The sequence below is a fragment of the Kineosporia sp. NBRC 101731 genome (assembly GCF_030269305.1).
Taxonomy (GTDB): domain Bacteria; phylum Actinomycetota; class Actinomycetes; order Actinomycetales; family Kineosporiaceae; genus Kineosporia.
In genome coordinates, this window is the sequence record NZ_BSTC01000007.1 from 306,241 (window position 1) to 324,752 (window position 18,512).

The 18,512-nt window shown below is 70.9% G+C and carries 15 protein-coding genes; 8 read left to right on the forward strand and 7 right to left on the reverse strand.

Annotated elements, in window-relative coordinates:
* Nucleotides 1-67: 67 nt before the first annotated feature.
* A complete protein-coding gene (locus tag QSK05_RS21405; protein WP_285599053.1) occupies nt 68-1,324 on the forward strand; it encodes a M18 family aminopeptidase in 1,257 nt (418 codons plus the stop codon).
* 700 nt (nt 1,325-2,024) lie between these two features.
* Here QSK05_RS21405 and QSK05_RS21410 read toward each other — a convergent pair.
* The 3 genes from QSK05_RS21410 to QSK05_RS21420 all read right to left on the reverse strand — a co-directional run bounded on the left by QSK05_RS21410 (nt 2,025) and on the right by QSK05_RS21420 (nt 4,345).
* Complete coding sequence (locus QSK05_RS21410; RefSeq protein WP_285599054.1) at nt 2,025-3,131, reverse strand: polyprenyl synthetase family protein; 1,107 nt, start codon at nt 3,129-3,131, stop codon at nt 2,025-2,027.
* On the reverse strand, nt 3,128-3,727 hold the full coding sequence (gene idi, locus QSK05_RS21415; protein ID WP_285599055.1) for an isopentenyl-diphosphate Delta-isomerase: 600 nt from the start codon (nt 3,725-3,727) through the stop codon (nt 3,128-3,130). Before idi ends, QSK05_RS21410 begins: the two co-directional genes overlap by 4 nt.
* A gap of 114 nt (nt 3,728-3,841) precedes the next feature.
* A complete protein-coding gene (locus QSK05_RS21420; RefSeq protein WP_285599056.1) occupies nt 3,842-4,345 on the reverse strand; it encodes a MarR family winged helix-turn-helix transcriptional regulator in 504 nt (167 codons plus the stop codon).
* Between the two features lie 84 nt (nt 4,346-4,429).
* Between QSK05_RS21420 and QSK05_RS21425 the strand changes: the two genes are divergently transcribed.
* Entirely contained in the window at nt 4,430-5,647 is a 1,218-nt protein-coding gene (locus tag QSK05_RS21425) for an FAD-dependent monooxygenase (RefSeq protein ID WP_285599057.1), read from the forward strand.
* 18 nt (nt 5,648-5,665) lie between these two features.
* On the opposite strand, the gene QSK05_RS21430 is transcribed toward QSK05_RS21425, so the two are convergent.
* Nucleotides 5,666-6,214: a sugar O-acetyltransferase gene (locus QSK05_RS21430; RefSeq protein ID WP_352302126.1), complete on the reverse strand. Its 549-nt coding sequence runs from the start codon at nt 6,212-6,214 to the stop codon at nt 5,666-5,668.
* A 41-nt stretch (nt 6,215-6,255) separates the two neighbouring features.
* Nucleotides 6,256-6,822 carry a TetR/AcrR family transcriptional regulator gene (locus tag QSK05_RS21435; protein WP_285599059.1) on the reverse strand — a complete coding sequence of 189 codons (567 nt, stop codon included), beginning with the start codon at nt 6,820-6,822 and terminating at the stop codon, nt 6,256-6,258.
* A 46-nt stretch (nt 6,823-6,868) separates the two neighbouring features.
* Here QSK05_RS21435 and QSK05_RS21440 point away from each other — a divergent pair, with 46 nt between their 5' ends.
* Both QSK05_RS21440 and QSK05_RS21445 read left to right on the forward strand, forming a co-directional pair.
* Nucleotides 6,869-8,125: an MFS transporter gene (locus QSK05_RS21440; protein ID WP_285599060.1), complete on the forward strand. Its 1,257-nt coding sequence runs from the start codon at nt 6,869-6,871 to the stop codon at nt 8,123-8,125.
* A 175-nt stretch (nt 8,126-8,300) separates the two neighbouring features.
* Nucleotides 8,301-10,298: a putative bifunctional diguanylate cyclase/phosphodiesterase gene (locus QSK05_RS21445; RefSeq protein WP_285599061.1), complete on the forward strand. Its 1,998-nt coding sequence runs from the start codon at nt 8,301-8,303 to the stop codon at nt 10,296-10,298.
* Here QSK05_RS21445 and QSK05_RS21450 read toward each other — a convergent pair.
* The gene (locus QSK05_RS21450) at nt 10,267-11,895 is read right to left on the reverse strand and encodes an FUSC family protein (protein ID WP_285599062.1); all 1,629 of its coding nucleotides are present in this window, start codon (nt 11,893-11,895) and stop codon (nt 10,267-10,269) included. The genes QSK05_RS21445 and QSK05_RS21450 overlap by 32 nt on opposite strands.
* Before the next feature lie 319 nt (nt 11,896-12,214).
* Between QSK05_RS21450 and QSK05_RS21455 the strand changes: the two genes are divergently transcribed.
* Nucleotides 12,215-12,520: a DUF7455 domain-containing protein gene (locus QSK05_RS21455; protein WP_285599063.1), complete on the forward strand. Its 306-nt coding sequence runs from the start codon at nt 12,215-12,217 to the stop codon at nt 12,518-12,520.
* Nucleotides 12,521-12,647: 127 nt separating this feature from the next.
* Here the strand turns inward: QSK05_RS21455 and hpxO are convergent, their stop codons facing one another.
* Complete coding sequence (gene hpxO / locus QSK05_RS21460) at nt 12,648-13,805, reverse strand: FAD-dependent urate hydroxylase HpxO (RefSeq protein ID WP_285599064.1); 1,158 nt, start codon at nt 13,803-13,805, stop codon at nt 12,648-12,650.
* 315 nt (nt 13,806-14,120) lie between these two features.
* Between hpxO and QSK05_RS21465 the strand changes: the two genes are divergently transcribed.
* The 3 genes from QSK05_RS21465 to xdhC are packed head-to-tail and all read left to right on the forward strand — an operon-like array spanning nt 14,121 to nt 18,501.
* Nucleotides 14,121-15,506 (forward strand): xanthine dehydrogenase small subunit, encoded by a 1,386-nt coding sequence (locus QSK05_RS21465; RefSeq protein ID WP_285599065.1) that lies wholly within the window; start codon nt 14,121-14,123, stop codon nt 15,504-15,506.
* Nucleotides 15,503-17,728, forward strand: coding sequence for a xanthine dehydrogenase molybdopterin binding subunit (locus QSK05_RS21470; RefSeq protein WP_285599066.1), 2,226 nt, complete (start codon nt 15,503-15,505; stop codon nt 17,726-17,728). The genes QSK05_RS21465 and QSK05_RS21470 overlap by 4 nt, the downstream gene beginning before the upstream one ends.
* Nucleotides 17,716-18,501 (forward strand): xanthine dehydrogenase accessory protein XdhC, encoded by a 786-nt coding sequence (xdhC, locus tag QSK05_RS21475; RefSeq protein WP_285599067.1) that lies wholly within the window; start codon nt 17,716-17,718, stop codon nt 18,499-18,501. The genes QSK05_RS21470 and xdhC overlap by 13 nt, the downstream gene beginning before the upstream one ends.
* Nucleotides 18,502-18,512: the final 11 nt, after the last annotated feature.

Below are 18,512 nucleotides of genomic sequence, written 5' to 3' on the forward strand. Positions count from 1 at the left end.
GCGGCTGACGGCGAGGTGCGGCGAGGGTCGGCGCGAGTACCGGCCGGCGGCCAAATATCCTGGACCTATGGAACCCGTGCTCGATCTGGCCGCCTTCGTCTCCGCATCACCGACCCCGTACCACGCCGTGGCCGAATCGGTGCGGCGCCTGGGCGCGGCGGGATTCACCGAACAGGTCGAGACGCAGGACTGGGACGACTCACCGGGCGGGCGCTACTTGGTGCGCGACGGCACGGTGCTGGCCTGGTTCACCGGTGAGCACGGCGTGCGCCGGGCCCCGCTCCGCATCTTCGCCGCCCACACCGACTCCCCGACCCTGAAGGTCAAGCCGCGCCCCGACACCGGGGCCGCCGGGTGGCGGCAGGTCGGCGTCGAGGTATACGGCGGGGCCCTGTGGAACTCGTGGCTGGACCGCGACCTCGGACTGGCGGGCCGGCTGGCGCTCTACGACGGCACCGTGGTGCCGGTGAACGTCGCCCGCCCGCTGCTGCGCGTGCCCCAGCTGGCCATCCACCTGGACCGGGAGGTGAACCAGGGCCTCAAACTCGACCCCCAGCGTCATCTGCTGCCGATCTGGGGTCTGGGCGCCGCCCGCGAGGGCGATCTGCTGGAGTTCCTGGCCTCCGAGACCGGGGTCGACGCCTCGCAGATCGCGGCCCACGACCTGGTCGTGCACGACCTCACCCCACCGGCCCGGATCGGCCGCGACGAGGAGCTCTTCGCCGCCCCGCGCCTGGACAACCAGCTCTCCCTGCACGCCGGGGTCACCGCCCTGATCGCCGCGGCCCGCGAGAACGTGCCCACCACACCGGTTCTCGTCGGTTTCGATCACGAGGAGATCGGCAGCGAGAGTGCCACCGGCGCGGCCGGCCCGCTGCTGGAACGACTCCTGACGCATCTGGCCGGGGGAGTCGGGAGCCGCGACCAGGTCTTCGCCGCCGCCCGGGCCCTGTCGTGCGACGTCTCCCACGCCGCGCACCCCAACTACCTGGAGCGCCACGACCCCTCGCACCTGAGCGTGCCCAACGGCGGCCCGCTGCTGAAGGTCAACGCCAACCAGCGTTACGCCACCGACGCCCCGGGTGCGGCGGCCTGGCGGCGCGCCTGCCGCGACGCCGCGGTGCCCTCGCAGGTCTTCGTGTCCCGCAACAACATTCCCTGTGGATCGACGGTCGGCCCGATCCTGTCGACCCGCCTGGGCATCCGTACCGTCGACGTCGGCGTGCCGATCCTGTCCATGCACTCCGCCCGCGAGCTGTGCGGTGCCGACGACCCGGGCCACCTGGCCACCGCGGCCACGGCGTACCTGACCGACCCGGTCTGAGTCTTCCTGCCGGGCGTCCCGTCGCGTGCCGGCACATCCTCGCTACGGCAGCACCTTCCACCACAAGCCCTGGATGATGGGCCTTGAGCGTTGTGTACACATGGGACACTTGGTACCGGGTGTCCCATGTGTACACGACGCTCAAGGCCTTGGCGCGCATCTGCTCCCGTGTGATGGGGTGATCCCCGAGCCTTCAGGACGTCGGACTTTCCCCTGACCGCCCGGGCCTGCGCGCCCAGATCTACTTCAAGGCCGAGTGGCAGAACTCCGGGGGCGGTGTGAAGGACCGCGCCGCCGTGGAGATGCCGCGCCGGGACCGACGGATCGCTGGCGTCTGGTGGCACGGTCGTCGAGGCGACCAGCGGTAACGCCGGCATCGGCCTGGTCCTGGTGACCGCCCACCTCGGCTACCGCGTCGTCATCTTCACCAGTTCCCTGCCCCGCGACAACCCTCCACCTACTCCGGATCTTCTCTCGAGCGTTCGTCATCGCCTGAGGCTGAACGAGTTGCGATGATCTCTAGTAATCTCTATTAAATAAGTAGAGTAGGGACGCAGTGCGGCACCGATCGCGGTGTCGGACCGGTGGTCAGCTCCGGAGGGTCGTGCTCGGGAGAAGTGGTGGGCCGGTACTGCGCGGGGAGGGCGTTCTTCCACCGTCGAACTACGGCGACCTCAACAACTGGTGGGTGGCGTACGCGTCACAGGCGCCGCCAGGCAATGCGCTCGGACACTGCCTCGAGTCCCTCGACGGCGGCAGGTAGCAGGGGCGCGGTGCGCAGGACGGCGTGGGCGTCGGTGACGGCCCGGGTGATGCGCTGTTCGACCAGATCGCGAACCCCCGCGCTCTCCATCGCCTTCCGTACGATCTCGACGTCGTTCCCGTCGTGGGAGCCGGCGCGCATGCGGTCCACGGCGGCGCGGGCGGGGCCGGTGCAGCGTTGTTCGGCCAGAGCGAGCAGAACGGTTGCCTTGCCGGCGGTGAGGTCGTCGGAGCTGGGTTTGCCGGTGACGTCGGGGTCGCCCCACACACCGAGCAGGTCGTCGCGCAGGGCGAACGCCTCCCCGAGCAGGCGGCCGTAGCGGCTCAGCGCCGTCACGACGTCCTGGTCGGCGCCACCCAGGGTCGCGCCCAGCTGCAGGGGGCGCTGGATGGTGTAGGCGCCGGACTTGGCGTGGGCGACCTCCAGGGCCTGGCCGATCGGGTCGTCGGGGCTGGTCAGGGCGGCCGCGCTGAGGTCACGGGCCTGCCCGCGCACCAGCTCGACGCTCATCTGCCACCACAGGGTGCGCACCGGGGCCGGTAGGCCGGACACCAGGGCCCCCGCTTCGACATGGGCCAGATCCCCGGCCAGCACGGCGATGCTCTCGCCGTAACGCCGGCCGTCGCCGGTGGCTCCCACGCCGTGGTGCCGCCGCCCGGCCTGGACGTGCACGGTGGGCACCCCGCGCCGCACCGCGGACTCGTCCATCACGTCGTCCTGGGCCAGTCCGAACGCGTGCAGCAGTTCCAGGGCCGTCGACAGGCGCACGAGCTCGGGGCTGTCGTCCTGCCCACCCGATGCCACCCAGCCCCACCAGCACATCTGCGGGCGTAGCCGTTTGCCCCCGGACATCACCAGGGTCGTGAGCAGCTCCGGCACGTCGTCCTCGCCGAGCACCGTGTCGCTGGTCGCGGTGCCGCGTCGCCACTGGGTGCCCAGGTCGGCGAGTCGTTCGGTGAGCAGGGCTTCCACCGCGTGAAGGTGTGCGGCCCGGCCGTCGGGGGTCTGGTGGAGGGAAGAGGGTCGGGCGGGGACCAGCGTCAACACGTCTCCTCGGCGGCCGTGGTCAGGTATCGCATGATGTCGGGTCCGACGGCCTGGGCCTGCAGGACCAGCCACGGGCTGAACGCGAACGGGGTGCGCCGCACGGCCTCGTACAGGTCGGGCCAGGGCACCCAGGCGATCTCGGCGACCTCGGCGGGGTCGGGGTCGGGGACGGCGGATTCGTCGAGCCGGGCGACGTGCACCGGGCACAGCTCGTTCTCCACCACGCCACCGGCGTCGACGGCGCGGTAGCGGAACGAGGGCAGCGCCACCTGGACACCGGTCACCGTGAGGCCCAGTTCCTCACCGGCGCGACGCACCACGGCCGCGGTGACGTCCTCACCGGGACGCGGGTGGCCGCAGCAGGAGTTGGTCCAGACCCCCGGCCAGGTCTTCTTGGCCAGCGCGCGGCGGGTCACCAGGGTCCGGCCCCGGGAGTCCAGCAGGTGCAGTGAGAAGGCCAGGTGCAGGGGGGTGGCGCTGTCGTGCACCGTCAGCCGGTCCGCCTCACCGACGGGTGTGCCGTCGTCGTCGAGCAGGACCACCAGGTCGTGGGCAGCGGCCGGCACGCCGGCCCGCGGGTCGGTGAGCGTCATCAGGGCCCTCTCTGTTGTGTACTGCCGGCGCCGGATCGGGTGGTGCTGCGACGGCGCAGACTCCCTTTCTCTCCGACGCGGCACGTTTACGCCACTCGGGCGAGCGGTGAAGGATCAATGGGGGGCAGGGCGCAGTTCTTGGTTGATGTCGTGCAGGGCGCAGGTCAGAACGTCCAGAGCGCCGATGAGCGCCGAGAGGGTCTGTGGTTCCAGCGTGTCGAAGGCTTTCTCCAGCACGGCGGCCGGTCTCGTGTAGAAGTCGGCGGTACGGCTGCGGGCCAGCGCGGTGGCTCGCAGGGTGACCTGACGCCGGTCGGCGTGCTCCCGGCTGCGGGCCACGTATCCGGCGTCCTCCAGCCTATTGATCAGAGCGTTCGTGGCGCCGGAGGTGAGCCCGACGCGCTCGGCGAGGCGCACGGGGGAGAGCGGCTCGCCCAGGCGCTCGGCCCACAGCACCTCGACCAGGGCGTTGACGTCGGTGACGTGCAGAGTCAGCGCCTGGGCCGAGCGGCGGCTCAGCTCGGTGTACTCCCCGGCGTAGGTGCGCAGCAGGTCGAGTGCCTGCTGCCGGGGCCCGGGTTCGAGTACCGCCGGAAAGGGTGGGACCTCCTCGTTCATGTTCGTAGACTACTTTACGACGTGCAAGACTTCATGAAGCATGTAACTTCACCATGAAGTCATTAGCCAACGGGAACGGATGACATGAACAGCCAGAGCCCCACCGTCCTGATCTCCGGGGGCAGTATCGCCGGTCCCGCCCTGGCCTGGGCGCTTCACCGCGCCGGGTTCGCGCCCACGCTTCTGGAACGTGCGCCGAGCATGCGCGTCGCCGGGCAGAACCTCGACATCCGCAGCACCGGGCGCGCCGTCATCGAGCAGATGGGCCTGACCGAGGCCGTCCTGAAGCAGAACACCGGCGAGCGCGGCACCCGCTTCCTCGACCACACCGGCCGCTCCTACGCGCAGTTCCCGGTCGAGGCCGGGCGGGACGGGTCGACCGCCGAGATGGAGATCCTGCGCGGCGACCTGTCCCGGCTGCTGCTGGACCTCACCGAGAACGAGATACCTCACCGCTACGGCGATCACGTCACCGCCGTCGAGCAGTCGCCGGAGGGCGTGGAGGTGGTCCTGGCCAGTGGCGGCACCGAGCGGTACGACCTGATGGTCATCGCCGAGGGCCGGCGCTCGCGCACCCGCAAGCTGGTCTTCGGTGACGACGTCGTCTGGCGCGACCTGGGGGAGTACGTCGCCTACGGCACCATCGACCGCGCGGACGACGATGACGACTGGTGGCACTGGATGACCTCCACCAACAGCCGGATGATCGCCCTGCGTCCCGACAACAAGGGCACCAGCCGGGCCAACCTGGCGTTCTTCGCCCCCGACCTGGGGTTGGAATCGATCGGCTTCGAGGCTCAGATGCACGTGCTGAGGGCTCATTTCGCCGACGCGGGGTGGAAGACGCCACGCATCCTGGACGGTTTCGAGGCCTACCCGCAGGAGTTCTACCTCGAGCGCTTCGCCCAGGTCACCCTGCCGTCCTGGTCGCGCGGGCGGGTCGTGGCGCTGGGCGACGCGGCCTGGGGGTCGGGGCCGACGGGGATGGGTACCAGCCTGGCTCTGGCCGGTGCGTACGTGCTCGCCGGGGAACTGGGGGAGAGCTACGCCGGTTCCGGTCCGGCCGCCGCGTTCGCCGGGTACGAGCGGGTGATGCGGCCGTGGGCCGACAAGGTGCAGAGCTTCCCGCCCGGCATTCCCCGCCTGATGTTCCCGAAGTCGCGCGCCGGGCTGAAGGTGCTGAAGAGGGTGCACCAGGTCGCGGCCTCGCCGCGGATCCGGCACCTGGCCGAGCAGAAGCTGGTGTCCCGGCCCAGCCCTCTGCCCCACCTGCCCGACTACCCGGCGCTGCGCGCCGGGTAGAGCCGCAAACCGCCCGGGTCAGCCGATCTCGCGGATGACCCGGGCCGGGTTGCCGACACCGACGACGTTCGCCGGAACGTCTTTCGTCACCACGGAACCGGCGCCGATCACCGAGTTGTCGCCGATGCTCACGCCCGGGCAGACGATGACACCGCCGCCCAGCCAGACGTTGTCGCCGATCGTGATGGGCGCCGCCGCCTCGAGCTTGTCGCGGCGGGGTCCGGGCTCGATCGGGTGGGTCGGCGTCAGAAGCTGCACCCCGGGCCCGATCTGGCAGTCCTCGCCGATCGTGATCGCCGCGACGTCGAGCGCGGTGAGCTGGTAGTTGATGAAGGTGCGCGCACCCACGTGCAGGTTCTCCCCGTAGTCGACGAACAGCGGCGGGCGGATCGTGACCCCGGCCCCCACCGATCCCAGCACCGAGGCCAGGGTCGCACGCGCCGCCGCGTGCTCGCCGGCGGTGCACTGGAGGCGGTAGGTCTCCAGCACCCGTACCGCCCGTTCGTGGATGCGCACGCTCTCGTCGTTGCCGGAGTCGTCGGCGATGTACAGGTCGCCGGCCAGCATGCGCTCGCGGTGGGTGCGGGGGTCGCCGGCGAAGTAGTCGGTCACGGTCGGTGCGCCTTCCGGTCGGCGGTGGCCAGGATGCGGTCGATGGCGTCCAGCGCCACCTGGGGGTCATGGGGTTCGGTGTCGAGCGCCCGGTGCAGGCTCAGGCCCTCGATCGTCGCGTCCAGCAGGCGGGCCGTGGCCGGGTCGAAGTGCATCTCCAGGGCTGCGCGGCTGGCGGCCATCCAGGCACTGGTGATGCTCCGGAAGCTGGGGATGCGGGCCGCGAGCGTGTAGAGCTCCTGCATCAGCACCAGTTCGCGCTGGGTGCTGAGGGTGTCGGTGACGATCAGGTCGGCGACGGCCTGCCGGGCCTCCTGCGCGGTGCCGGCCGCGCTCATCCGGGCCTCGAACTGGCTGCTGGCGGCCTGCGCGAAACGGGTGAAGGCCTCGTACAGGATCTGGTCGATGCCGTCGAAGTGATAGGTCATCGAGCCGAGCGGGACGTCGGCGGCAGCGGCGATCTTGCGGTGTGACACCCCGGCCACCCCGACCTCGGCGACCACGTCCAGACACGCGTCGATGATGCGGCTACGGCGTTCGGGGTCGTGGCGCCGGACGTTCATGTGTACGACTGTACATGCCGGTCCCGGCATGTGTACGGTCGTACGCATGACACAGATGACGGCGGCGCTGCCGGACCGGGACGTCCGCCGTGCGCGGGTGGCGGTGGGCGTGCTCTTCTTCACCAACGGGGCCATGTTCGCCAACCTCATTCCCCGCTATCCCCAGATCAAGACCGACCTCGGCATGAGCAACGCGGCCTATGGCCTGTCCGTCGCGGCCTTTCCCATGGGCGCGCTGATCGCCGGGACGGCGGCGGGCCTGCTGGTGCGGCGGTTCGGTTCGGCATCGGTGGCGGCGGTGGGCATGGCGCTGACCGGGGTCGGCGTGATCGCGGCGGGTCTGGCCCCGGTCACCGTCGTCTTCGCCCTGGCCCTGTTCGTGGCCGGCAGTCTGGACGCGATCGCCGACGTCGCGCAGAACGGGCACGGCCTGCGCGTGCAGCGGCGCTATGGCCGCTCGATCATCAACTCCTTCCACGCCATCTGGTCGGTCGGCGCGGTGACCGGTGGTCTGATGGCGGCCGCGGCGATCGCCCGGGGTCTCCCGCGCGGCGCGCACCTCGTCCTCTCGTCCGTGCTGCTGGCCGTGATCGCGCTGCTGGCCTGGCGTTTCTGCCTGCCGGGGACGGAGACGGAGCTGGAGCCGGTGCAGGAGAGGGCCGATGGTCAGCCGGCCGTCGCGGCGGGCCGCTCGCCGGTCAGCCCGACCACGGCCCTGACCGTCGGCGCGCTGGTGCTGATCGCCATGGCGGGCACTGTCGTGGAGGACTCGGGCAATTCCTGGGCCACTCTCTACCTCAGTGACTCCCTCGACGCCCCGGCCGCGATCGCCGCCCTCGGCTACATCGCGTTGGTCGGTGCCCAGTTCGTCGGCCGGCTGTTCGGCGACCGCCTGGTCGACCGCTTCGGCCAGCGCACCATCGCCCGGGCCGGAGGCGCCTTCGCCGCCGCCGGAATGGGCCTGGCCCTGGCTTTCCCGAGCGTCTGGGGCACTGTACTGGGCTTCGCCGCGGCCGGTTTCGGCGTCGCGACGCTGGTGCCCGCGGCCATGCACGAGGCCGACGAACTACCGGGCCTGCGCCCGGGCACCGGTCTCACCGTAGTCTCCTGGCTCATGCGCCTGGGCTTCCTGCTGTCGCCGCCGGTGGTCGGCGCGGTCGCCGACGCCACCAGTCTGCGGGCCGGACTCCTGGTGGTGCCGGTGGCCGGGCTGATCGTGGTGCTCACAGCAGGGGTCCTGTCCCAGCGCCCGCACCACCGCCAAGCCCTTACCGCCCCCAGCGAAACACCTCCTTCTCCGTGATCGAAGGGAAGGGGAAGGGAACCGGTCGATCTGATCACCGGAATCGCCCTGGTGGCCGAGCGGTACGACGACCCGCCGGCCCACGCCGCGCGGCTGCGGTAACTGACCGTGCAAGGGGTCAGCCCCGCCTGAAGATCGGCTCAAGGTCGACGGAACCGGGGTCGATGCCGCAGGAGTGCCGCAGGAACCTGCCCACGCCACCGCGGCGGATCCCGCCCGGAGGCCGGCCGATCGCCGTCAGGTCCGGCGGGGTCGTGGAGCCGTGGCCGCTCTGGTCGCGGTCGCGGGAGCCGTCGCGGCGTTCGTGCTGTGGTCGTCGGAGACCACGAACACGGCCGTCCAGCAGGCCACCTCGGCCGTCGACCGGTCGACGGCCTACGACGCCACGGTGACGGCCCTGGCGGCCCAGCAGTCCCTGGCCCGAGACTTCCAGCTCAATCCCACGCCGGGCTCCCGGGCCGCCTATGACCAGGCCGCGCAGACCTTCCAGACCGCTCTGGACGCCCTGGACCGGATCAGTGGCGGATCTCTCCAGCGGGCCATCGACCAGGTCCGCCACGAGAACCAGGCCTACCAGACGGCGGTGACCCGTCTGTTCGACGCGGCGGAACGGTCACCGGACCTGATCGTCGACCGCGACGCGGACATCGACCTGTGGTTCGACCGCCTCAACTCCGTCATGACGACGGCCGCCCAGGCCCAGCACCGGCGCGCCGACCAGGCGCTGGCCCACCTCCGCGCACTGGAGCAGCGGGAGCGGCACCTGACCCCGGTCGTCATCCTGCTCGGCTTCGTCCTGGCGGGCGTGCTGAGCTGGATCTCCCGGGGGCACCGGCGTCAGCTGGACGCCGAGCGGGCCGGCGCGGTGTACCGGTCGCAGCACGACCACATCAGCGGGTTGCCCAACCGCACCGTGCTCACCGCGCGGATGGCCGACGCCCTCGCCCGGGAGAACGGGCTGATCACGGTGCTGCTCATCGACCTCAACCACTTCAAGGACGTCAACACCACCCTGGGGCATCTCGAGGGCGACCAGATCCTGGCCCGGGTCGGTGCCCGCCTGCGGGCGGCCGTTCGCGAGGAGGATGTGGTCGCCCATCTCGGCGGCGACGAGTTCGTGGTCCTGCTCACCGACGTCACCGCCGACGAGGCGGGCCTGGAGGTCGCCGCCCGGCTGCACGCCGTCCTGGACGAGGGTTTCGCCGTGGGGGAGGTCGAGATCGACGTGGAGGCCACCATGGCGCTCGCGACCTCCGGGCGGCCCGGCGACGATCCGGACACCCTGTTGCGCAACGCCTACATCGCGATGGAGACGGCCAAGGCGCAGGGGCATCCGGTACTCGTGCACGAGCAGGCGGCCGACGAGAAGTCGTCGCACAAGCTCGTGCTGCTGAGCGACCTGCGCCGCGGGATCAGCCGCGGGGAGCTGGTCCTGCACTACCAGCCCAAGATCGACATCGGTTCCGGGGCACTGGTCGGGGCCGAGGCGCTGGTGCGCTGGAACCATCCGGAACTCGGCTTCGTGCCCCCGGACCGGTTCATCCCGATCGCCGAGCAGACCGGCCTGATCCACCCCCTGACCCGCTACGTGCTGGACGCCGCCCTGATGCAGGCGCGCACCTGGCAGCAGGCCGGCACCCCGGTGCGCGTCGCGGTCAATCTCTCGGCCCGCAACCTGCTCAACGACGAACTGCCCGGCCAGATCGCGGACCTGCTGGCCGGTAACGGGGTGAGCGCGGCCCTGCTGGAACTGGAGGTCACCGAATCGGCGATCATGACCGACCCGCAGCGCGCCCTGCACGTGCTCAATGACCTGGCCGGGATGGGGATCGGACTGTCCATCGACGACTTCGGCACCGGTTACACGAGCATCGGCCAGCTGCGTCATCTTCCGGTGCACGAGCTGAAGATCGACCGGTCGTTCGTGACCGCCCTGGCCACGGACGCCACGGACGCCATGATCGTGCGCAGCATCGTCGAGCTCGGTCACAACCTGGGGCTCAGCATCGTCGCCGAAGGGGTCGAGGACGATGCGACCCGGTGCGTCCTGGCCGGTGTCGGCTGCGACATCGCCCAGGGGTTCGGCATCTCGCGGCCGCTGCCGGCCGATCGGTTCGACGCGTGGATGCGCAGCTACGTGCCTACGTCTTCTGCTTCACTGCCTGTGCGGTGACCGCGTCGCACAGCTGCTCGGCCTCGGTGATGGCCTGCTCCCAGTCGGGCGTTGGACGCCCGCCCCGGGAAGGTTCCTGACGCACCTGCCCGGCGGCCCGGCGGGCCTCGCCGAGGTGCTGGTAGGCGGCGCGCCGCAGCGCGTGACGCTGCGCCGGGACGGCGCCGGGCGCCAGGTCGCGGTAGCGCTGCGCGGCGGCCACCGCGTCGGCGGTGCGGGCCTGGGCCCGATCGGCGGCCGAGCGGGGCCACAGCAGGAAGTGCACGGCCAGCACCACCAGCACGGCCAGCGCCGTGTCGAGAATGCGAGGCCAGTAGAGGGCGCGGTGGTCGCCCAGCATGTCGAGCAGCACGAAGACCACACCGGTCAGCCCCGTCGTGGCGATCGCGTAGTGCTGCCGCACGCCGACGGCCATTACCGCGCCGAACCCCGCCACCGCCGCGATCAGGGCGTAGCGGTCGTCGGTGACCAGGGTGATCGCACCGATCGCGGCCACCCCGGCGACCGTTCCCAGGCAGCGGTGCAGGGACCGGCGGAAGACCGGGCCGAAGTCGGGCTTGTAGACGAACGCCACGGTCATCGGCAGCCAGTAGCCGCGCGGGCCCTCGAGAGCCAGGGCCGCCAGCTGGGCGATCAGCACACACAGGGCCAGGAGGAGCGCGTAGCGCAGGTGCGCGGCCCGGGTCGACCAGCTCCGGGCCGGTGGCTGTAACGGCACGTCCGGCACCGGCCCGGCGCCACTGGCCACGCACACGTCGGCCAGGGCCTGCTCGCCGGGGGAGCCGGGGGCGAAGTGCGGGGTGGGCGCGAGCGGGTGGTCGCCCCGGGCGAAGAGCCGTTGCTCCATGCGCAGGGGGGCGCTGGTCACGGCCTCCGTCAGCGCCCGGCCCTCCCACAGCAGGGTGGTCACCGCCTCGCCGAGCGGTACGGCGAGGTGGAAGGCGCGGACCAGCCGCCCCGCCGGGGTCTGCGGTCCTGACCGACTGCCCCGCGCCAGGTGCGGGGCCATCACCGCGTGGGCGTGGTCGAGGGCGTCGGCCACCTGCCGGCGGGCGTCCTCGGCGGCCGGGGTGCCCGCGGTCTCCAGCGCGCGGGAGGCGGTGGCGTAGACCGCCCGCACGGCCGCGCGTTCGATCTCGTACCGCGACCACAGCCACGGGAAGGCCGACAGCACGAGCACCAGCAGGGTCCCCCCGAGCAACGCCAGCGGCGCGTGCCACCACGGGCCCGGCACCGGGATGCCGCTGCCGATGACCGTCCCGAGAAGGAAATGCATCCCCGCCACCGAGGCCACGCGTCCGAAAGGACTGACCAGACCCGAGACGAAACCGGCCGCCACGAGCGCGACCGTGACCACCGGCCCGTGCCCGGTGCGCAGCGCGAGCTCACCGGCCAGCAGGCCGAGGGCGGCGAACCCGCCCAGCCAGGCCAGCCGCCGCGTCCGGGACCAGTACGGGTCACCGCCGTCCTGGCCCACGCCCCACAGCGCGCCGACGGCCGCGATCACGGCCAGGGTGGTCCCGCCGGTCCAGACCCCGAGCAGCAGGGGAACGGTGAGCGCGGCGGCGCCACGCGCAGCGGGAGCGAGGTTGCGCATGAGGTGTCCTCTCGCGGGAAGGGGCCTCCGCGGTGAGGAATGACTTCCTGGAAGTTAGCTGACCCACTGCGTTATCGGGAACCGAGGGGTAGACCGTGAGGTGCGCCACAGGCCCACTCCGCCTCATCGGGTGAAGTACGCCTCATTGACGTGCACAAGCACCCCGAACGGCGGCATGGTCGACTGCAATGGTCAGCGCGCCTGCCGATGAAGGTGACAGTCTGTGCTGACCAGCACGTGTCGACACGGTGATCGTCACGCCGGGCCCCGAACCTGAGGCCGGACGTCCCGATCACCCGAAGGAAGTGAGGTACTACCTGTGACCGCCATCGCTCCCGAGATGCAGGCCCCGGTGTCTGCCTTCGACACCGTCCCGGCCCTGACGGCGGCCGACCGTTGTGACGCCACCACCACCACGATCCGCGAGGGTTCCGGCAGCGCGAACTCGCGGGTGCCCTGTGGTGCGCAGGCGTACGTCACGGCCCTGTTCCCCAGTGGTAGCACCTTGCAGTTCTGTGCCCACCACGGCCACAACCTCGAGGCCAGCCTGGTGCAGAAGGGCGCCGTGATCCGCGACGACTCAGGTGTGCTGCAGCAGAACACCAAGCCCGGAGCCTCCGCCTAGTCCTCATCCAGGCCTATCCAGGCCTATCCAGGCCTCTGGTTCTCCGGCGGGGCCCGCGTTCCATTCCTTCGTGATCATGCAGAGTGTCCCCGGGGACACTCTGCATGATCACGACCGGGTTTGGGGGTCAGCCCAGGGGGTTGCCGACCATGTTGGCCATGATGCCCCGGATGACGTTCGTGCCGTCCTCGGTGCGCAGCTCCTCGTACCAGGCGCGGGTGACCTCGGGGTCCTTGGCGTGCGTGACGTCGGCCCGGCGCCGGGCCGAGAGCACCAGCTCACCGGCCCGCTGCGTGCGGGAGTCCTGGTAACGCCGCAGGCTGTCCTCGACACCTAGCGTGGTGGTGGCCAGCACCCGCTCCAGCATGATCGTGTCTTCCAGCGCCGAGCAGCCACCCTGGCCGATGTCCGGGGTGGTGTTGTGCGCGGCGTCGCCCAGCAGCGCGACCCGGCCCTTCACCCAGGTGTGGAACGGGTCGATGTCGAACACCTCGACCCGGTTCGTGGTCATCGGGTCGAGGTTCGCGATCAGCCGCTGCACCCCGGGCGCCCAGCCGGCGAAGTGCTTCGACAGCACCTCGCGGGCATCGGCCCGCCGGTAGGCCAGCCCCTGCGGCTCGATCACGTCGAAGAAGAAGTAGAAGCGGCCCCCGGCGATCGGCATCACCGAGACGCGCTGCCCGTCGGCCACATACGTCGTCCACTGATCAGCCGGACCGATCTGCGGGTCGATGTCGACCAGACCGTTGAAGTTCACGTACCCCGCATACCGGCGCTCCAGCTCGGTGCCGAGAACGTAGGCTCGCGTGCGGGATTTCGCACCGTCGGCACCGATCAGCAGGTCGCCGGTGGCCCGGGAGCCGTCCGCGAACGTGGCCGTGACCGATCCGGGCTCCTGGGAGATGCTCTCCAGCCGCATGCCGAACCGGATCCGGTCCAGGCCGAAGGCCTCCATCAGCATCGCCTGCAGATCGGCCCGGGCCACCGGGTAGGGCCGCTGCCCCATCTGCTCGGTGATCGGGTCGAGGGGGAACCGGCACATCGTCTCTCCGGTGAGCCCGTCCCGGTAGGACATGTGGTCCATCCGCCCGCCCAGGGCCGCGGTCTGCGCGGCGAGTCCCAGGTGGTTCAGGGCCTTCACCCCGTTCGACCACACCGAGATCGCGGCTCCGACCGGCTTGTTCTCCGTGACCTGCTCGTAGATCTCGACCTCGTGACCGAGCCGCTGCAGGGCGATGCCCGCACTGGCGCCGCCGATTCCCGCGCCGATGATGATGATTCGCATGAGATGCCCTTTCCCGCGTCTGCTGCCTGTTTTTATCGCACCGGCCGCTCGGCTCAATCCAGGGGCGTAGGTCCCGTACCCCCTCCGGGGGACGGAAATGATTGGCATACGGAAATTTACCGACACGAAACACCGCTGTGCCCAAGATGCCGCGGCTTGAAAGTCCGGGACCATTGGCTCTACGGTGACCGCCATGGATCTCCGCCTTCGCACACACGGCACCGCCTGGGTGCGGGGGCGTATCGCGCACGGGCATCGCGCTGACGTCGTCCCTCACGTCATCTACCCGTCGTCGATGCGTCCGGAAGCCGGAGAATGCTCACTTCACCCTCAGCACAGGTCAACGGCCGCCCCCTCGGTCTGAGTGGGGCCGCCCCGCACGTCTCCGCCCTCGATCTTCTGCGTGCCAACGGCCTTCTCGGGGCCAAGGAAGGCTGCGCCGAAGGGGAGTGCGGCGCCTGCGCGGTGCTCCTGGCCCGCCCGGGCATCGCGGCCGCCACCGAGTGGACGGCCGTCAACGCCTGCCTGGTTCCCTCCGCGACCCTCGCCGACCAGGAAGTGCGCACGGTCGAGGGTCTCGGTGACCCGGAGAACCTGCACCCGGTGCAGCAGGAGATGGCCGAGCGCGGCGGATCGCAGTGCGGCTACTGCACCCCCGGGTTCGTCTGCAGCATGGCGGCCGAGTACTACCGGCCCGACCGCGGCGACCACTTCGACCTGCACGCCATGAGCGGTAACCTGTGCCGCTGCACGGGTTATCGTCCGATTCGCGACGCCGCCGAAGCGCTCGGCAAGCCCACGGCACACGACGCGCTCGCCGCCCGGTGCTCGCACGCGCCGCCGATGGTGCAGGCCGTCGAGTCCGAGACCTTCGTGCGTCCGGCCAGCCTGTCCGGTGCCCTGGAGGTGCTCGCCGGGCCGGACGACGTCACCGTCGTCGCCGGCAGCACCGACCTGGGCGTCGACATCAACCTCAAGGGACTGCGGCCCACCCGGCTGCTGTCCGTCGCCCATCTGGACGAGATGCGCCAGTGGCAGATCACGCCGGGCTCGGCCGAGATCGGGGCGGCCCTCACCCTCTCCGAGATCGAGCGCCGTCTCGACGGCGCGGTTCCGCTGCTGTCGCAGCTCCTTCCCCAGTTCGCCTCCCGGCTCATCCGCAATTCGGCCACCATCGGCGGAAGCCTGGGTACCGCGTCCCCCATCGGAGATCTGGCCCCGGCGCTCCTGGCGCTCGACGCCACGCTGGTGCTGAGCTCGGCCGCCGGGGAGCGCGAGGTGCCCGTCAGCGACTACTTCACCGGTTACCGCACCAGCGTGCGCCGGCCCGGCGAACTGATCCGCCTCGTCCGCATCCCGCGACCCTCACCCGCCCACACCGCCTTCCACAAGATCGCCAAGCGCAAGTACGACGACATCTCCAGCGTCGCCGTCGCGATCGCCGTCGACCTGCACGACGGCGTGGTGAGCCGCGCCCGGATCGGCCTGGGTGGTGTGGCCGCCACCCCGATCCGTGCCCACGCCACCGAGGCCGCGCTCGCCGGGCAGCCCTGGAACCCCGAAACCGTCGAGGCGGCAGCGGAAGTGCTGCGCGTCGAGGGAACCCCCATGAGTGATCACCGGGCCAGCGCCGGCTACCGGGCGGCGATGCTCGGCGAGTCGCTGCGCCGGTTCTCCGCGCAGCTGATGGAGCAGTCATGACCGTCGGGAAACCACTACCGCACGAGAGCGCCCGCCTGCACGTGACCGGGAAGGCGCTCTACACCGACGATCTCGTGTACCGCACGGCCGGCACGCTGCATGCCTACCCGGTGCGCTCCTCGCACGCGCACGCCCGGATCACCCGCCTGGACGTGAGCGGTGCCGCGCACGTTCCCGGCGTGGTGCGGGTGCTCACCGTCGATGACGTACCCGGTGTCAACGACGCCGGCGTCAAGCACGACGAGCCGTTGTTCCCCAGCGAGGTCATGTTCCACGGCCAGGCGATCTGCTGGGTGCTGGGTGAGACCCTGGAGGCGGCCAGGCTGGGCAGCCTCCAGGTCGTGGTGGAGTACGAGCCGCTGCCGGCGATCGTCGCGGTGCGTGATGCCATCGCGGCCGGCAGCTATCAGGGCAACACCTTGGTGCTGGATCGCGGGAACCTCGATTTCGACGCGGCCAGCCAGGTTTTCGAGGGTGAGTTCGAGTTCTCCGGTCAGGAGCACTTCTACCTGGAGACCCACAGCTCGCTGGCGATGGTGGACGAGGCGGAGCAGGTCTTCGTGCAGTCCAGCACCCAGCACCCCACCGAGACCCAGGAGATCGTGGCCCACGTGCTGGGGCTGCGCAGCCACGACGTCACCGTGCAGTGCCTGCGCATGGGGGGTGGATTCGGCGGCAAGGAGATGCAACCCCACGGTCTGGCCGCCGTCGCCGCGCTGGGCGCCACCCTCACCGGCCGCCCCGTGCGGATCCGGCTCAGCCGGGCCCTCGACATGGCGATGACCGGGAAACGCCACGGCTTCCACGCTTCCTGGCGGGTCGGGTTCGACGACGACGGACGCCTGCTGGCCCTGGAGGCGACCCTCACCGCCGACGGTGGCTGGAGCCTGGACCTGTCCGAACCGGTGCTGTCCCGGGCCCTGTGCCACATCGACAATGCCTACTGGATCCCGGGCATCCACGTCACCGGCCGGGTCGCGAAGACCCACAAGACCTCGCAGACCGCGTTCCGGGGCTTCGGCGGCCCGCAGGGCATGCTGGTGATCGAGGACATCCTCGGCCGCTGCGCCCCGCAGCTGGGCCTGGAGCCGGACGAGCTGCGGCGCCGCAACTTCTACCGCCCGGGTCAGGACACACCCTACGGCCAGCCGGTGCGTCACGCCGAGCGGCTGGAGCGCACCTGGCAGCAGGCGCTCGAGACCAGCTCGTTCGCGCAGCGCCAGGCCGAGGTCGCCGCCTGGAACGCCGCGCACGAGCACAGCAAGCGGGGCCTGGCGATCACCCCGGTGAAGTTCGGCATCTCGTTCAACTTCACGGCCTTCAACCAGGCCGGCGCCCTCGTGCACGTGTACAAGGACGGCTCGGTGCTGATCAACCACGGCGGCACCGAGATGGGGCAGGGTCTGCACACCAAGATGCTGCAGGTGGCGGCCACGACCCTGGGCCTGCCGATCGAGAAGGTGCGCCTGGCCCCGACCCGCACCGACAAGGTGCCGAACACCTCGGCCACCGCGGCCTCGTCGGGCACCGACCTGAACGGCGGCGCCGTGAAGAACGCCTGCGAGCAGATCCTCGAACGGCTCACCGACGTGCGCGGTACCACCTGGGAGGAGAAGGTCGCCAACGCCTACATGGCGCGGATCCAGTTGTCGGCGGCGGGTTATTACCGCACCGAGGGCATCTACTGGAACGGCCTGGCGATGAAGGGCAGCCCGTTCAAGTACTTCGCCTACGGGGTGGCGGTCGCCGAGACCGAGGTCGACGGTTTCACCGGGGCCTACGAGACCCGCCGCGTCGACATCGTGCACGACGTGGGCGACAGCATCTCCCCGCTGATCGACATCGGCCAGGTCGAGGGCGGTTTCCTGCAGGGCCTGGGCTGGCTCACCCTGGAGGAGCTGCGCTGGGACGACACGACCGGGCGCCTGCTCACCGCCGGGGCCAGCACCTACAAGATCCCCAGCTTCTCCGAGATGCCGGCCGAGTTCAATGTCGGCTTCCTCGAGCAGGCCACCGAGGACGGGGTGGTGTACGGCTCGAAGGCCGTCGGCGAGCCGCCCTTCATGCTGGCCTTCGCCGTGCGCGAGGCGCTGCGCCAGGCCGTGGCCGCGTTCGGGCCGACCGGCGTGAGCGTGGAACTGGCCTCTCCCGCCACACCCGAGCAGGTCTACTGGGCGGTGAAAGCCACCTCGAAGCAACGGGATCCGGCATGGACTGGCTGAAGGGCATCCAGACCCTGCGCAGCCGCAACCAGGCCGGGGTGCTGGTCACCGTGGTCGCTGCGCGGGGGCACACGCCCCGCGAGGCCGGCGCGAAAATGGTGGTGGGCCCGCGGGATCTGTGGGGCACCGTGGGCGGTGGCAACCTCGAGGCCGTGGCGGTGGAACGGGCCCGCACCGGTGACCTGACCGGGCCGGAGCTGATCACCCTCAACCTGTCCGACAAGGCGCCCTACCAGCACGGAGTGCAGTGCTGCGGGGGAGAGGTGACCCTGTTGCTGGAGCCCCTGCGCGCCGTACCCGCCGTGGCGGTGTTCGGGTTCGGTCACGTCGGGCTGGAGCTGGCCCGTATCCTGGCCCGGCACGACCTGGAACTGCACCTCGTCGACACCCGCACCGACCAGTTCACCCCCGAAAGACTCGACGTCCTGCACGATGCCGTTGCCCGCGTGGTGGTGCACCCGGTGGCCCTGGCCCCCGAGCACGTGCTCAAGGATCTCCCGGTCGGCGCGCACGTTCTGGTGATGACCCACGATCACGCCGAAGACCTGGCCATCTGTGAACACGCCCTGCGGATGCCCGACCTCGGCTCGATCGGGCTGATCGGGTCGTCGGCCAAGGCCTCCACCTTCAACCGCCGGCTCACGGACGCGGGTCACCCCGACGGTCTGTCGGGTATCCGTTGTCCGGTGGGGCTGGCCGGGGTCGGGGACAAGAAGCCCGCCGCCGTGGCGCTCAGCATCGCGGCGGAGATGCTCACGCTCGTCCAGCCCTAGGACACGACCCG

What these genes read in the sequence shown, in the direction of transcription:
- QSK05_RS21405 (WP_285599053.1), top strand. Translation starts at nt 68, where the DNA reads ATGGAACCCGTGCTCGATCTGGCCGCCTTCGTCTCCGCATCACCGACC.
- idi (WP_285599055.1), bottom strand. Translation starts at nt 3,727, where the DNA reads ATGACGCTCACCGACCCGCGGGCCGGCGTGCCGGCCGCTGCCCACGAC.
- QSK05_RS21420 (WP_285599056.1), bottom strand. Translation starts at nt 4,345, where the DNA reads ATGAACGAGGAGGTCCCACCCTTTCCGGCGGTACTCGAACCCGGGCCC.
- QSK05_RS21425 (WP_285599057.1), top strand. Translation starts at nt 4,430, where the DNA reads ATGAACAGCCAGAGCCCCACCGTCCTGATCTCCGGGGGCAGTATCGCC.
- QSK05_RS21430 (WP_352302126.1), bottom strand. Translation starts at nt 6,214, where the DNA reads ATGCTGGCCGGCGACCTGTACATCGCCGACGACTCCGGCAACGACGAG.
- QSK05_RS21435 (WP_285599059.1), bottom strand. Translation starts at nt 6,822, where the DNA reads ATGAACGTCCGGCGCCACGACCCCGAACGCCGTAGCCGCATCATCGAC.
- QSK05_RS21440 (WP_285599060.1), top strand. Translation starts at nt 6,869, where the DNA reads ATGACACAGATGACGGCGGCGCTGCCGGACCGGGACGTCCGCCGTGCG.
- QSK05_RS21450 (WP_285599062.1), bottom strand. Translation starts at nt 11,895, where the DNA reads ATGCGCAACCTCGCTCCCGCTGCGCGTGGCGCCGCCGCGCTCACCGTT.
- hpxO (WP_285599064.1), bottom strand. Translation starts at nt 13,805, where the DNA reads ATGCGAATCATCATCATCGGCGCGGGAATCGGCGGCGCCAGTGCGGGC.
- QSK05_RS21465 (WP_285599065.1), top strand. Translation starts at nt 14,121, where the DNA reads ATGCTCACTTCACCCTCAGCACAGGTCAACGGCCGCCCCCTCGGTCTG.
- QSK05_RS21470 (WP_285599066.1), top strand. Translation starts at nt 15,503, where the DNA reads ATGACCGTCGGGAAACCACTACCGCACGAGAGCGCCCGCCTGCACGTG.
- xdhC (WP_285599067.1), top strand. Translation starts at nt 17,716, where the DNA reads ATGGACTGGCTGAAGGGCATCCAGACCCTGCGCAGCCGCAACCAGGCC.